Source organism: Actinomadura chokoriensis (genome assembly GCF_039529475.1).
In the GTDB taxonomy this organism is placed as follows: Bacteria; Actinomycetota; Actinomycetes; order Streptosporangiales; family Streptosporangiaceae; genus Spirillospora; species Spirillospora bangladeshensis.
Map to the genome: position 1 here is coordinate 1 of NZ_BAAAMW010000041.1, position 13,955 is coordinate 13,955.

At 67.3% G+C, this 13,955-nt stretch carries 13 protein-coding genes and 2 pseudogenes; 7 read left to right on the forward strand and 8 right to left on the reverse strand.

What is annotated here, in order from left to right; translation table 11 throughout:
• A partial coding sequence (locus ABFX46_RS41135) for a hypothetical protein (protein ID WP_346049690.1) occupies nt 1-191 on the forward strand: 191 nt, incomplete at its 5' end.
• A 1-nt stretch (nt 192) separates the two neighbouring features.
• Complete coding sequence (locus tag ABFX46_RS41140) at nt 193-489, forward strand: hypothetical protein (protein ID WP_346049692.1); 297 nt, start codon at nt 193-195, stop codon at nt 487-489.
• A gap of 434 nt (nt 490-923) precedes the next feature.
• On the opposite strand, the gene ABFX46_RS41145 is transcribed toward ABFX46_RS41140, so the two are convergent.
• From ABFX46_RS41145 to ABFX46_RS41165, 5 genes are all read right to left on the reverse strand, one after another.
• Complete coding sequence (locus tag ABFX46_RS41145) at nt 924-2,003, reverse strand: DUF6461 domain-containing protein (RefSeq protein WP_346049694.1); 1,080 nt, start codon at nt 2,001-2,003, stop codon at nt 924-926.
• A gap of 85 nt (nt 2,004-2,088) precedes the next feature.
• Nucleotides 2,089-3,519, reverse strand: coding sequence for a NucA/NucB deoxyribonuclease domain-containing protein (locus tag ABFX46_RS41150; protein ID WP_346049696.1), 1,431 nt, complete (start codon nt 3,517-3,519; stop codon nt 2,089-2,091).
• Between the two features lie 60 nt (nt 3,520-3,579).
• A complete protein-coding gene (locus tag ABFX46_RS41155; protein WP_346049751.1) occupies nt 3,580-4,821 on the reverse strand; it encodes a delta-60 repeat domain-containing protein in 1,242 nt (413 codons plus the stop codon).
• Between the two features lie 1,184 nt (nt 4,822-6,005).
• Nucleotides 6,006-6,410: a RidA family protein gene (locus tag ABFX46_RS41160; RefSeq protein ID WP_346049698.1), complete on the reverse strand. Its 405-nt coding sequence runs from the start codon at nt 6,408-6,410 to the stop codon at nt 6,006-6,008.
• 287 nt (nt 6,411-6,697) lie between these two features.
• Nucleotides 6,698-6,943, reverse strand: a complete 246-nt coding sequence (locus ABFX46_RS41165) for a hypothetical protein (protein WP_346049700.1) — start codon at nt 6,941-6,943, stop codon at nt 6,698-6,700.
• Between the two features lie 237 nt (nt 6,944-7,180).
• Here ABFX46_RS41165 and ABFX46_RS41170 point away from each other — a divergent pair.
• Nucleotides 7,181-7,447: pseudogene (locus ABFX46_RS41170) on the forward strand (DDE-type integrase/transposase/recombinase); the annotation flags it as partial.
• A 314-nt stretch (nt 7,448-7,761) separates the two neighbouring features.
• On the opposite strand, the gene ABFX46_RS41175 reads toward ABFX46_RS41170, so the two are convergent.
• The 3 genes and pseudogenes from ABFX46_RS41175 to ABFX46_RS41180 all read right to left on the reverse strand — a co-directional run bounded on the left by ABFX46_RS41175 (nt 7,762) and on the right by ABFX46_RS41180 (nt 10,451).
• The gene (locus ABFX46_RS41175; RefSeq protein WP_346049702.1) at nt 7,762-9,195 is read right to left on the reverse strand and encodes a WGR domain-containing protein; all 1,434 of its coding nucleotides are present in this window, start codon (nt 9,193-9,195) and stop codon (nt 7,762-7,764) included.
• A gap of 120 nt (nt 9,196-9,315) precedes the next feature.
• A pseudogene (locus ABFX46_RS43695) lies at nt 9,316-9,411 on the reverse strand (sulfite exporter TauE/SafE family protein); the annotation flags it as partial.
• 575 nt (nt 9,412-9,986) lie between these two features.
• A complete protein-coding gene (locus ABFX46_RS41180; protein WP_346049704.1) occupies nt 9,987-10,451 on the reverse strand; it encodes a MarR family winged helix-turn-helix transcriptional regulator in 465 nt (154 codons plus the stop codon).
• A 147-nt stretch (nt 10,452-10,598) separates the two neighbouring features.
• Here ABFX46_RS41180 and ABFX46_RS41185 point away from each other — a divergent pair, with 147 nt between their 5' ends.
• The 4 genes from ABFX46_RS41185 to ABFX46_RS41200 all read left to right on the forward strand — a co-directional run bounded on the left by ABFX46_RS41185 (nt 10,599) and on the right by ABFX46_RS41200 (nt 13,927).
• Nucleotides 10,599-11,687, forward strand: a complete 1,089-nt coding sequence (locus ABFX46_RS41185) for an LLM class flavin-dependent oxidoreductase (RefSeq protein ID WP_346049706.1) — start codon at nt 10,599-10,601, stop codon at nt 11,685-11,687.
• Nucleotides 11,684-12,331, forward strand: a complete 648-nt coding sequence (locus ABFX46_RS41190) for an NAD(P)H-dependent oxidoreductase (protein ID WP_346049708.1) — start codon at nt 11,684-11,686, stop codon at nt 12,329-12,331. The genes ABFX46_RS41185 and ABFX46_RS41190 overlap by 4 nt, the downstream gene beginning before the upstream one ends.
• A gap of 210 nt (nt 12,332-12,541) precedes the next feature.
• Nucleotides 12,542-12,709 (forward strand): cysteine hydrolase family protein, encoded by a 168-nt coding sequence (locus tag ABFX46_RS41195; protein ID WP_346049710.1) that lies wholly within the window; start codon nt 12,542-12,544, stop codon nt 12,707-12,709.
• Nucleotides 12,710-13,366: 657 nt separating this feature from the next.
• The gene (locus ABFX46_RS41200) at nt 13,367-13,927 is read left to right on the forward strand and encodes a heme-binding beta-barrel domain-containing protein (protein WP_346049712.1); all 561 of its coding nucleotides are present in this window, start codon (nt 13,367-13,369) and stop codon (nt 13,925-13,927) included.
• The last annotated feature ends 28 nt before the right edge of the window (nt 13,928-13,955 follow it).

Consider the following 13,955-nt stretch of genomic DNA (forward strand, 5'->3'; position numbering starts at 1 on the left):
GTGACGGCGGCCCGGAGTCGCGGGAGGCCACGGCGCGGTTCGCGCTGCTTGAGGGACGGGTCACGGGTGTCGTGCGGGTCCCTCATGTGCGGGCGCTGCGGCTGGTGGAGGACCCGTCCGAGGTCGTGCTGCCCGGTAAGGCGCGCCAAGCCCTCGATGAGCTCCGTCGGCTGACCGGCGGGGGGTCGTGACGTGCTGACTTCGTTCGCCATGACCGCGCTGGCGCCGCTCGACGTGGATGTGCCCGATCCGCCTCCGGAAGCGCCGCCGGGGCTGGATCAGAAGATGGAGACGCTACTGGCGTGGGGCAAGTGGGGCGTGCTGATCTGCGGCGTGGCCGGGCTGTTCATCTGCGCGGGCCAGATGGCCATCGGCCGCAAGAACCGCTCCACGTTCGCCGCCGACGGCGCGACCGGCATCCCGTGGGTGCTGGGCGGGTTGAGCCTGGCGGCGACGGCGGCTCCGATCGTGGGGGTGTTCTTCAAATGAGCCGATCGACCAACAACACGCGGCAGCCGGACGGCGTGCCGTGGTGGCGCCGGAGTTGGGTCATCGCGGTGGCGGTGGTCGGTGGCGGGCAGTTCGCCCTCCAGGACGTAGGTGGGGCCGTCGTCTCCGGTGCAGGCGGGCGCTCGGCGGCGATCCAGCGCTCGACGGTACGGCGGGGCGCCCCGGTCACGCGGGCCGCCTCATCCAGCACAAGCGGCACGCTCAGTTCGCCGTCGGGGTCGGGTCGCATGCCTCCACTGTGTCGCGGTCAAGGGCCATCGCACGTGCCGGTAACCGATGTGGTCGCCGCGCAGGCCATCCAGGAAGCACGTAGTCGCGCGGGTCTTCGCCATCTGCAGGACGAAGATTGCGGCTATCGCCCGGCCGCATGGCCGCCGCGGTGATCATCACTCGGCAGCCCATGCCGACCCTGCTCAGTGACCTCTGAGGATGCCCAGCAGCTCACGGTGGATGGTGACGTCGCGCCGGACCGGGGCGATGACGTGGGCTGCGGCCTGCTCCGGGTCGGTGCCGTAGACGGCTTCCAGCGCTTCGGCGAGGTTGTTGCGGCGGATGCCGCGGCGCATTCGGGCGATCTTGTCGGTGTCGCGGGGGCCGACCTCCCACCGTTTGGGTGCCGAGCGGGCCTCCTGCCTCCACGCCTCCAGGATCGGGGCCAGGTCGGCGGGTGGTTCGGTATCTCCTCGCTGGATGGCTTCCAGGGCTCGGGTGACGACTGGGTCGCCGGTGGCCTGTGCGTCGGTGGCCATGTGCTGCAAGGCGAACATGACGGCTCGGGTGCGGGCGGCGGGTGTGGCCGTCTTCAGGGCGGAAGCGAGGTCCTTGGTATCGCGCAGCGGATGGGTGCTGGACGGTGCCGCGGACGGGAACGCGTCACGGGTGAACAGGCCCCAGGTGAAGGCGCCCCGCAGGATCTTGGGCGTCAAGGATGTCCGGGTGATCCGGTCGGCGAGCGTCAGGGATCCGCGGAGTGGGTCACCGGGGTCGTCGGCGTCGGAGTCCAGTTGTAGCCCGGTCGCACGGTCCACCGGGGCCAGGGGCACCCTGGACGAGGCCATCAAAGGGAGGAGGTCCTCGGCGTCCTGGCCGGTGATGGCGGTGCGGTCGTAGGGCTCGAAGCCCAGCCGGACGACGCCGTCGCGTCGGTACAGGAACCTGCTGCTGGAGGAGTAGGAACTGACCGCCACGATCACAAGGGCGCGTTCCGGCGCCGCCTTCACCAGCGCGTCGGTGAGCTGCCCGGCGCTGGCGTTGTCCGACCACGTCACCGTCCAGGCGCCCAGGCGGGTGGCGCCCAGCCGCGTCGCATCGGGCGGAACCTGCCGCAGGCTCGGCGGCGCCTGCTTGAGCTCGTCGAAGGTCATCTCACCGGTCACCATTTCCGCGCCCATGCTCGTGAGCAGCCCTTGCGGGTCGGCCCCCTGCACGAACGCCACGAAGATATGGTCTTCCAGACCGGGGAACTCGCTCAGCCAGTCGTAGGGCGTCGACACGAGCGGTCCTCCTTCACGAGTGCCGGGTGGCGGTCGGGGGGGCTCCAGCGGGTAGGAGCCGACCCGACCGTTTCAGTGCCCGCGGCTAGCTGCCGTCGGGGACGCGGACGAAGAAGTCATCCTGCAGGCGTCCATCGTAGGACCAGTCCAGAATGCGGTCGTTACCGAACCAGCGGCCCAGTCTGCTCCCCGCAGCCACGTTCTGGTCGCCATCGACCCAGCGCGCTGACCAGTTGAGCGGGGCGACGGGATCGTAGTCGCTATGGGCGGCGCCTTGAAAGGTGCGGGCGAAGGGGAATTCGTCGCACTGCTTACCCGGGCCGGGCTCCCCTGCGCCCTCATTGCGCTCGCACACGTCCAGGGCCTTCCTCCGGTTGTCTGCGATGCGTCCGACCTCGTCCCCCCAGGGCACCCACGGGGTCACAGTGCGGTTCCAACGGAGGCGGGCCAGAGTGTCGTCTTCGTTGTTGGACCCGCCGGGAACCCACTTGTTGGGGTTGAGCGGCACCGTGCGGTCTGGTGCGTTGAGTGCATCCCAGATGTGCTGAGCGATCTCGGAAACCTCTGTGTCACCGACCCTGTACTCGATGCTGGGAATGACGTCGTAGAACACCGCGCCTTGGCCGCCGACTCCTGGGTCGCTGCCGTACTTGAGGTAGTCGGCCGAGTCGAACCGCGCGGAGGTCTGGAAGCCGTTGATCCCGCTCGGCGTTCCGGTCGAGCCGCTCCAGTGGAAGCCCATACCGATGTTGGAGGCCACCACCTTCTCGGGGCCGCTGCGTTGGACCTGTGTCGGGGACCAGCCGGCCTGTGAATCGTCGGAGGTGAAGGTGAAGGCGTAGTCGCTGGGGGCGCTCATCAGCTCACTCAGCCGCCTGGTGATAGTCGCGGGAACACCCGGCTGGTTGTTGTTGACGGTACAGGTTTTGGCGGCGGCGGGGTCGCCGTCGGTGAACAGGTCCTTGCAGAAGATCTCCATGTCCAGGACGGGGTCGGGAGGCATCTTGCCTTCCGGATCATCTCTTTTGATCTTGTCGGTGTGCAGATGGATGTTGAGGTCGACTTTGCGTTCGTTCTTGCTGCCGATCCCGACGGCGGTGTAGGGGATGGTCAGCTCGTACACCAGCTTCTTGCCGAGGACGCTGGTCTCTTTCCGGGAGAAGCCGATCTCGCCCTTGATGCAGAAGGCGTAGTGGTCACGAACCCACGGTTTGCCTGGCCTGTCGATTTTGCGTTGGGCGCATTCCGTCCAGATGTCACCTGCGAGTTTTTGCTGGGGGGCGCTGTCGGAGAACTGGCGGGAGTCGATGGTGTAGTACTGGTTGTAGCGTCGCCTGTGCACTTCGTCTGGAGTCAGCCACGGATCGGGCTGGAAGGTGTCGAAGTTGTCGACGGTCAGTTGTGTTCCTTGGGGGAGATTGAAGGTTTTCACCTCGACCTCGTCGGTCGGTGCAGCGGTAGCGGGCACGGTGAGGGTCGCGCTGAGCACCGCCGATACCGCCGTCGCCAGGAACATTCCTCTGAGCCTGAACATGCGTCACCCTTCTTGCTGGGGGGGATAGGTGGCGGAAGGGGGTTAGTTCAGCGGGAACTTCCCGAGCCGGGCGTGGTACTCGTGGCCGAGTTCCTCGGTGTCGCTGCCGACCAGCAGGCCATCGGGCGTGGCGACCAGGGCTTCGACCCCCACGCCCCGGGTCCGGGTCGGGTTCCAGTTGATGTCGGCGGACTTGCCGGTGTCAGGGTGGATGGCGGCGATGCCGGTCCTTTCCACGGCACCTGGCCCGGCGTAGCCGTTGCCGCGCGGGTTGTCCATCCAGCGCTGGTGCCCGCCGACGTAGATGGCGGCGCCGGTGACCGACACCGACAACAACGTGTCGCCGCCGGTGTAGTTCACCCAGGTGGGTTGCTGGCCGGGACCGGTGCGGTCGGTCTCCCACCGTGAGGCCGACATGCACAGGGCCGATACGCCATAGCCACCGCCGCCAGTGGTGGTGACCACGAAGTAGGCGCCGTCGGGAGAGAAGTCCATGCCGCGCATGTAGGTGTCGTAGCTGGTGCTGCAGGTGGGGGTGAACTTTTCCGTCGCCCAGCTGGACAATTGCGGAGCGGCGCCGAGATCGACCATCGCGATCTGCGATCTGCTCTGCCCGTTGACCTTGGTGAAGGTGCCGCTGATGACCAGTTTGGTGTCGGCCGGGTTCACCGCCAGATTCTTGACCGTGAGTTCGCCGGCACGCGGTTCGCTCACGGAGATGTCGAAGGCCGGGTCGACCGCGCCGGTCTCGGCGTCGAGTCTGGCCAGGGCCTTGCGCGCGGTGCCGGTGACGGGGTCAGTGATGGTGTCCAGGGAGCCGCCGATGTACAGATGGGCGCCACGGCGGGTCATCGTGGTGAGCCGGCCCCAGTTGATCTCCACACGGTTGAACGTCGGGTCGGCTGTTCCGTCGGCGAGGTTGAGCCGGGCCAGCCTCTTCATCACCGTACCGTTGACCGTTTTGAAGTGTCCTCCGACGTATACCGTGCCGTTCTCACCTGGGGCGAGCGCCCGTACGATGTCGTCGACCGCCGGCGTGAAACCTGTGTCGACCTTTCCCGTCACGAGGTCGAAGGCGAACAGGTTCTTGCGGTCGATCACGGGTGAGCCAGCCGCGGCTTCCTGGATCTGGGTGAACTCTCCACCGACGATCGCTGTGTCACCGACGACCGTGATTGCGTTGACGGTGCCGTCCAGCACGTGCGGCGTGTAGTCCACCGGGTTTTCGCTGACCACCCCCGGGTGCAGTATGTCGGCTTGCGCTGGAAGTGTCACCAGGGACATTGGAAAGGAGAGAGCAACTGCTCCCACCGCCGTCGCGAGGACTTGCATGATTTTTCCGTGTTTCACACTTTCAACTCCCTAATTTTTCGTCCACTAACGACCCTCGGGGCACTGACAGTGAATGCGCTGGTACTTTCGGTAGCAAATCGAGATGATCAAGGACACGGGAAAGGTAAGTGAATTCGCGGAGCAGGAACAACGGTGTTCAGAGTAAAGAAATATTTACCGTCACTGACCTGCAGAGTTCAGTGGACTGTCGATACAGGTAAACCGGAGGTGGGTCTGGCGCGTCATCGTGTTCGATGACGGGCCGGTAATACGGACCGAAGCCTGGCGTGGTTCCGCGGTCGGACGGTCGACCGCGATGGCCAGTCGGCGTTGCGGCCCCGCTCCGCAGCGGGATCATCCCGTCATCGGTCAGGTCCGAGGGATAACACGACGTCCGAGTCATCGCCACACCCCTGCACAAACCAGTACACGACACCACGCAGCCACACCGACTGAGATCAACTTCTCAAACACGTACTCAGATCCCTGTGGGACAGAACTGTCCCAGGTCGAGTTGGGCATAAGCCCTCTTCGCTCGGGGGAAGGAGCCTGGCTGGAGGATCGCGGCAGTCTTGAAGAAGTCCAGACCGCCATGGTCGATATGATGCCGGACGCTGGAGCTTCGCTGGGCGCGCTCTACCTACTGTCACCCGCGGATCGAGTGCTGTCGCTTACAATCCTGTATGACGCCGATGACCGGACAGCACGCCCTTCGGCAGGGCACGCGAGTGGCGCGCAACATCGCGGCCTCGTACGGCACCGGGGAAATGCGCCCCTACCGCCACCGTGACCTGGGATTCTTGGTCAACCTCGGCGGGATGCAGGCGACGGCCAGCCCGCTGGGGATACCGCTGTCGGGCCTGCCCGCCAAGGTGGTCACCCGCTGTCACCGCCCAGGAACCGCTCGCGGATCGTCACGGATTGGCTCCAGTACGCGCTCCTGCACCGCCAGACCGTCCAGTTCGGGCCGGTGCGATCCCCGCTCGTGCCGTTGGATACCGCTGCCCCGGAACTTCCGACGATTCCGCATTGACGTCGCGCTTGACGAAAATGCATCACCCGGCTTAGCGAGAGTCTCTGACTCGCTTAGCCGGGTGACACAGAACAGGCAGATGAGACGTCGGCCGGCTTTGGGACTACGACTCGACGTCGAGGCGCACGACCGCGCCGATTTCGACCAGCTGGTCCGGGAGAGCGAGGTCGGAGACGCCCATGACGGTGCTGGTGGGGCGGTGCTGTCCGAGGTACTCGGAGTGCAGGCGTGCGGCGGCATCGAAGTTGTCTCGCAGATGCCTGACCAGGACCGTGGTCTCGACGATCTGGCTGCGCTCGGCCCCGAAGTGCTGCAGCACCAGGTCCAGGTTGGCCAGCGTGGTCTTGACCTGGAGCTCGAAATCGCCGACGCCCACGAAATTGCCGTCCTGGTCGTGGGACAACTGCCCGGAGACGTACACGGTATCGCCGGCCTGCACTGCCTGGCTATATCCGTAGAGAGACTCCCACGGCATGCCGAATCCGAATTTCTTCGCCTGAACAGTCATGAATGGCTCCTTCTTGGTGTTACCTGCGCCGCCCTTGCGTGGGTGCCGGATGTGTGCTCGGGCGCGCCCGGTTCCCAATCGCACTGGGTCATAAGCGGTTCCCTTCCCTTCTTCTGCGCCGGCCAACGGGGCAGGGAGGTCGATCACCTCCGTCCGCCGACCGAGATCACGCCGTCGCACCGGCCGCCAGGCGCCACCGCCTGGCGTTGTCCAAGGTGACCATCGGGGACAGCATCGCGGGATCGAAGGGCTCTGACGCCCTGCCCCGGGCAAGGCGCTGCAACAGGTCAGGGTGGGACCAGGGCGCCCCTTGCAATCGAGACCAGATCCGCGTGACCGCCCATCAGGAGCGGCGCCGACAGGTCCGGATCGTGCATCCCGCCGTTGGCGATCACCGGCAGGCCGCTCACCTCGCGCGCCAGGGCGGTGACGGTGAGTCCGCCGTCCAGGCGCGCAGGGTCGATCCAGTCCTGTCCCCCGCTGGCGAAGTGCAGGTACGTCGCGCCCGCCGCGGTCAGCGCAGTGAAGATCAACTGTGCGTCGCAGGCGCCCCGGGTGTCTGCCGCGGGCTTGTTGTCAGGCCGCTGACCAGGGGTTAGGGATCGTGTCTCTCCGATAGCGGTACCGGGTGATCGCCGATGTCCGTGACAGGTTGATCAGTTCGATACCGTCCGCAGTGATCGGCAGCCAAGACCCGTGCGGGCCCAGAAGCTGCTTGCGGAGGGGCCGGCCCTCTGAAGATGCGCGCGTTCGGGCTCGCCGGGCCGCGGCTGCGCCGCAAGTTCCGCACCACGCTGCCCGACCCCGACGCCACACCCGTGCCCGACCTGATCAAACGAGACTTCACCGCCCCGGCCGCCCCCGGGCAGCGGTACGTCGGCGACATCGCCTACCTGCCGGTCGCCGACAGGGAGCTCCTCTACCTGGCCACCGTGCTGGATCTGGGCTCGCGCCTGCTGGCGGGCTGGTCGATCGCCGACCACATGCGCACCGACCTGGTGATCGACGCGCTGCAGGCGGCCGCAGCGGCCCGCGGCGGACGCCTGGACGGGCCGGAACGTTCATGCCGCGTCCTGGGCGGGGACGGCGGGGTGGTCGAGGGCCCGGATGTGGCCGTCGCGCATGCCGTAGAAGACCAGGACGGCCAAATGGCGGGCGGCGGCGACCTTGGCGATGTCGCGGGCCTGCTTGCCGCGGCGGGCCAGGATGCGGTCGCGGACCGCGCGGATGAGGGAGCCGGCGCGTTGCCGCTGGACCGCTTCGATCAGAGTCGGTGAGCCCTGCTTGGTGATGTGCCCGCGGGTGACCTTGAGGTCGGACTCGCGGTGCCGGGGAGTCAGCCGGGCTGATGTCAGAGGAGGCGTCGGATTTCGCCGTAGGCCCGGTAGAAGCCGCCGCGGCCGGAAGTGCGGACGCCTTCGACGGCGTAACGGGTGCCGGGGTGGCGGATCTCCTTGGGGAACTGCACGTTCCAATCTTGCTCGTACCCTTCGCTGATGACTCGCACGCGCAGCCGGGAGCCATCCTGGTAGCACTCCAGGATGACGGCGTCGCCCGGTTGGGAGGTGGTTTCGAGCACCGCCGCCGGCTCGGCCGCCGGCAGTGAAGCGGCGACCTTCACGTCTACGGGCTTGGGGACCGAGCCCTGCTGCGCCGCGTGGATGGCCGTCTCGGAGGCGTCGATGCAGACAAGCGACCCGTCAGTGGTGACGATGTAGACCCTGTCGTCCAAGAACTGCATCGAGTAGGCCGAGCCGTGCCCCGTGCCGAGTTTCCACAGGCGGGTGCCGTCCTCGTCGAAGCAGTAGATGGACGAGTGGTTGTCGCCGGCGAACACATGGCGCCCATCAGGCGAGGTCGCACAGGCGAAGACGGCGGCATCGCAGCGGTACGCCGCTTCGACCTCGCCGTTCTTCTTGGCCAGCCGGTAGACGTCGTTATTGCCGGTCGCGGCGTACACCGAACGACTCTCCTGCCAGCCGAACAGAACGTTCCCGCCGACCTCCGTCTGCCAGATCGGCTTGCCGTCGGCGGCCGAATAGCAGGCCACACCTCGTGAATGGCCGTGATAAATGGTGTTGCTCTCGGCGTCGCATCGCATCATCCAGGCCGAATCGCCGTCGACATCGCGCGACCACTGGTACTCGTCTTCGTGGTCGACGGCGGTGACGCGACCGTTGCGGTCGGAGACTCCGAGGATCGCATCGTCGATGTCCAGCCAGTAGATGTCGACGTCCGCGGAGATCTCGTAGGCCACGCGCGGAACCTTGCCGCTGAGGTCGTACACCCTGCCGTCGTCGCAGCCGGCGTAGATCCAGAAGTCGTCGGCGACGAGGCATTTCACCCCGTTGGGCAACAGGTAGCGGCCGGTCACCGTGCCGTCGGTGGTGACGGTGTACACGTCGCCGTTCTGATTACCGACCCAACACCGTTCCTGGTCCACGAAGATGCCGAATGCGGCGGCGCCGGTGGCGAGCCGCCACAGCACCGGCGCCTGCCGCGCGGTCGACCTCGTGCTGACCATGGTGCGCCTGCTGATAGGGCGGGCCTGCCGCACGCCCCGCACCGCCGGCGCGTAGCCCTTTCTGGTCTTCTCCGCAATCTTCTTGGCGGCCGCCGCCTCAGCCCTGGCCTCGGTCGCGAAATCGGATACCTTCCTCTGGCCGGAGGTGCCGATTCTGCCGAAGGTAATGGTGACTCGGGTGCCGGAGCGGACCACCTCGTAGAACTTGTGCGCGGTGGCGCTGTCTTCGGACAACTCAAGGTACGTGCGGTGCTCCGCCATTCCAGCCTCTCGATCACCTGATGTTGCGAATCCGTGGTCGGGCGTCGCCGACAGTACAGATCAGGTCCGACAGATCGGGTGAGAGTGCCTGCGGCGGTAAAGGCGACCGAGGGCAGCCCCGGCAACGTCCGCGAGGTATCCGGCCAGCCCGGCGAAGGACTTCCTCGCGATGACCAGGAGGGACGTGCCGACCGCGGCGAGGATGGTACGACCACCAGTAGGCACGACCCGATGTTCCCACGGACACCTTGTACATGGTCGCTGGCGGAACATGTCGGCTCCGGACCGTTCACAGAGGACCCGAAGACCAGGCATCTCCCCGGCATCGGCATCTGCTGGGTTCAACTGAGACGCCCGAAGCCGGTGAGGGGCGCGTGCCCGTCTCTCACATCAGAAACCGGCCGATGCTCCGGGGGGACCGCGCCAGACGCTGCCCGCCCTGTCAGCTGACCTCCACTCGTCCAGGCACTGGTTTGCTCGGCCGCCTCAGCGGCGGCCCGGCCACCCTGGCGATGCGCCAGGCAATGATCACGGGCCGCCGCCCGGCCTCACTCCTCGACAGACACATGGGTCGGCACCGCCAGGAAACTCGGCCTGCAGCCGGCAGGCAGGTGTGAACTGCTGGCGGATCTCCTGCCGGAGCGGTGGTCGGCGCCCTCGAGATGTACGGCGACGAGATGGCACTTGAGTGGTGCGTGCCTCGGTGAGTCGGCTGGGTCCCCGTACCGGAGGCCGTGCCGATGCCCGCTGGGCAAGGATGATCGGTAAGCGGTTTGCCCGAGGCGGTACGGTCACCGCAGGCTCGCCCCCTCGCCGCTCTCCGGCCCGAGGCGTGACCAGATCCGCGTGAGGGCGCGCAGGTCGTCGTCGTCGAGGCGGTCGAGGAAGAGTCGGCGCACGTCGGCATGCTGCTGCTTCCATGCCTTGCGCAGGAGGTTGCGCCCGTCGGGTGTCAGGACGGCGACGTAGCCGCGTCCGTCCCCGGCCGCACGCTGACGCTCGATGAGCCCGCGGCGCTCCAGCCGGTCGGCGAGCCGGGTGAAACCACCGGTCGACATCAGTCGGTCCCTGGCCAGCTCGGACATCCGCATGCCGGAGCGACCGGCTCGACCGAGCAGGGACAGGACGCTGTACTCGGCCATGCTCACGCCCAGCGGCGCGATCCCTGCCTCGATCTCACGCCAGATGCGGTCGTGGGCATACAGGAAGCCCTGCCAGGCCTCGTTCTCAAGGTCGCTCAGACGTGGAGTGGCCACTTGCGAAGTGTACCGCGACGGCCGTCCTCATCGCCGGGTGTACATGTCTGCGCAGGCAGCACAGGGGGCGGAATATCTGCCTGTGCAGACAACTTATTGTCATCGGGACACTGAACGGCGTCCGCACAAGACCGTAAGGAGAGCACGTTGACCACCACCGTCACCGGCGAGCGATCGCCCTTCGAGATCGGCTTCATGACGTTCGCCGAGATCACCGCCGACCCGGATACCGGCACGCTTCCCTCCGCGCACCAGCGCGCCCGGGAAACCATCGAGCAGGCGCGGCTCGCCGACGAGGTCGGGCTCGACCTGTTCGCCGTCGGCGAGCACCACCGCACCGACTTCGTCGGCTCGGCCCCCGCCGTCGTCCTGGCCGCGGCCGCCCAAGCCACCACGAACATCAGGCTGACCAGCGCGGTCACCGTGCTCAGCTCCGACGACCCGGTGCGCGTCTGGGAACAGTTCGCCACACTCGACCAGTTCTCCGGAGGCCGGGCCGAGATCATCGCCGGCCGCGGCTCCTACACCGAGTCCTTCCCCCTCTTCGGCTACGACCTGGCCGACTACGCCGACCTGTACCGCGAGAAGCTCGACCTGCTGCTGCGGATCCGCGCGCAGAACCCGATCACGTGGAACGGACGGTTCCGCCCCGCACTGGACACCGCCGACGTCGGTCCCCGCGCGATGCAGGAGGAACTGCCGATCTGGGTCGGCGTCGGAGGAACCCCCGCCTCCGCCATCAGCGCCGGCCGACTCGGCCTCCCCATGGCCATGGCGCTGCTGCTCGGGCCGATCACATCACACCGGCAGACCGTCGACCTGTACCGGGACGCCGCTCGGCAGGCCGGGCACGACTCCGCCGCGCTGCGCACGAGCATCAACCTTCACGGCTACGTCGGGCGTACGAGCCAGGGCGCCCGCGACACGATGTACCCCTACTTCGCGGAGGGCATGATGGCCAACAACCACCAGCGCGGCCGCGGGTTCGCGATGCCGCGGGCCGCCTTCGAAGCCCAGACCTCGCCCAACGCCGGACTCGTCGTCGGCAGCCCGCATGAGGTCGTCGAGAAGCTGCTGGCCTACCACGAGCTCTACGGCCTGGACCGCGCCCTGATCCAGATCGGCTTCGGCGGGATGCCGCAGAAGGACGTCCTCGAGGCGATCGAACTGCTCGGCACCGAGGTCGCCCCCGTCGTACGCCGCGAAGTCGGCTCCCGGAAGGAGCAGGCGGCGTGACTACCACCGTGAGCGACCAGCGGGCTCTCATCGGCGGCCGCACCGGCCGTGCCCCCTCCCAGGAGGAGGCTCGGACACTACGGGTGGTGGTCGTCAACGGCAGCCCGAGCGAGAAGTCCAAGACCGTCGGACTGGTCGACGTCGTGCTGCAAACGCTCACCAGCGTGCTCGCCGTCCACGACATCGCGGTCGAGCACACCCGGATCGACGTCTACCGGCTCGGCCCCGCCTTCACCGGAGCCTTCGAGAGGGAGGGCATCGCCCCTGAGATCGAGGACGCGCTCAGCCGCGCCGAGAAAGCCGACCTGCTCATAGCCGCCACCCCGGTGTTCCGCGGCTCCTATACCGGCCTGTTCAAGCACTTCTTCGACCTGGTCGACCAGTACGCACTCGCGAACAAGCCGGTCTTCCTCGCCGCCACCGGCGGCGGGGATCACCACGCGCTGGTCCTGGAACACGCCCTTCGCCCGTTGTTCGGGTTCTTCCAGTCGATGACCCTTCCGGTCGCCGTCTTCGCATCCTCCGGCGACTTCGATGGCACCACGCTCCTCACCCCACGCGTCTACGGCCGCATCGAGATGGCCGTCGAGGACGTGAGCGACATCCTCGCGCTCGTGGCGACTCGCAGGAGGCCGGCTGACTGACACCAGCCGCGTCACGGTGCTCACAAGGGAACAACCAAGGAGAAGGTCATGCCGCACTCGCCACTTACCGCCGACAACAGCGCGGTCGTTCTCATCTGTTCAGCCTGCCGCTGATCGTCACCGCCGGCCCCGAGGACTTTCCCGCAGGTCCTCTCTACCCCAAGCTCACCCAGGTCCTCGGGGACACTCCCGTCATCCACCCTGACCGCCTTGACCGCCCTCGACCGTGGCTTCGAGGTCTACATCGTCGTCGACGCCTCTGCGGCGACCATCGAAGAGACGCACAACACGGCGGTCATGCGCCTCCTTCAGACCGGTGCGATCCCCGTCAACTGGCTGGCCGTCGGCTCGGAGATCCTCCGCGGTCGGGCCGACTAGCCGCTCGCACCGGCGTTCGGGGAGTTCATCTGCGAGCATCTGCCGTCCTGGCGGACCGTTGCCGCGCGGATGGCCGGGCTCGCCTGGCCGACCGTTCGCGGGGGCGGCGGCGGTCGCCGAGCCCGGCCGCGACGTCGGTCGGCCGTGCTCGATCGGGTGCGCCGCGACTTCACCGCCGTGGCGCCGGACGTGCCGTGGTGCGAGGACGTGACGCAGAGCGACACCGGCGAGGGGCCGCTCGGCCTCGCGACGACCTCGGAGTACACCGCGGCCAGGACCGCGGCCGCGTGCCGTCGGCACGGCATCACCCAGTCGATGGGCCGGGTCGGTGCGCACTCGGCAACGCCGCCGCCGAGGCGTCCAACAGCACACTCAAGGCCGAGCCCGTGCACCGGCACCACTTCACCACCCGCGCCGAGGCCCGCATCAAGATCTCCACCTGGATCGCCGACTTCTCCAACACCCACCGCAGGCGAAGCGCCGACCACGGGGCTCGCCCCGTCACGTTCGAGCAGCGGATGACACAAGCACGGGAATCGCCGCCACCGCGTCCCGCTGTACGATCCGCCCCCGCAAAGGCCGGACCTTGACGTCTCAACGTGAGACCGAGGCAGGCCGCGATACGTGCCCGAATGGGCACCTGCCAGAATGAGGTCCATGAGTGAACTTGGACCCCTAGAGCCCCTGCTGGGCGAATGGGAAGGCAACGTCGGCGTCGATGTGTCCTACCACAACAAGGAGGACGAAACCGCCGACACCGGGTACTTCGAGAAGGCCCAGTTCCGGCCCATTCCCATCGTGGAAAACGGCAAGCAGTCCATGCACGGGCTGAACTACTCAATGACCGCATGGCGTCACGGAGAGGAGGCGATGGACCCGTTCCACGACGAGGTCGGGTACCTGCTCTGGGAGGAGGCAACCGGGCAGGTGCTGCGCTGCTTCGCCGTCCCGCGGGGCATCGCCATCCTCGCCGGAGGCTCGGCCGAGCCCGACGCGAAGTCGCTCGTCTTCAAGGCGGAGCCTGGATCGTCGACCTACGGCCTGTCGCAGAACAAGTACCTGATGGACCGGGCGACGATCAAGACCTTCGACTGCACGTTCACGCTCAACGACGACGGGACCTTCAGCTACACCTCGGACCTGGTCTTGAAGCTGGGGGCGACCGGTGACGAGATGCACCACACCGACCGCAACACCCTGCACCGCACCGACGTCTGACCCCAGCCGGGTCTGACCAGTGCGCGGT

Coding starts and splice junctions, on each gene's coding strand:
- ABFX46_RS41150 (WP_346049696.1), bottom strand. CDS start 3,519: ATGTTCCTGGCGACGGCGGTATCGGCGGTGCTCAGCGCGACCCTCACC.
- ABFX46_RS41155 (WP_346049751.1), bottom strand. CDS start 4,821: ATGTCCCTGGTGACACTTCCAGCGCAAGCCGACATACTGCACCCGGGG.
- ABFX46_RS41160 (WP_346049698.1), bottom strand. CDS start 6,410: ATGACTGTTCAGGCGAAGAAATTCGGATTCGGCATGCCGTGGGAGTCT.
- ABFX46_RS41175 (WP_346049702.1), bottom strand. CDS start 9,195: ATGGCGGAGCACCGCACGTACCTTGAGTTGTCCGAAGACAGCGCCACC.
- ABFX46_RS41200 (WP_346049712.1), top strand. CDS start 13,367: ATGAGTGAACTTGGACCCCTAGAGCCCCTGCTGGGCGAATGGGAAGGC.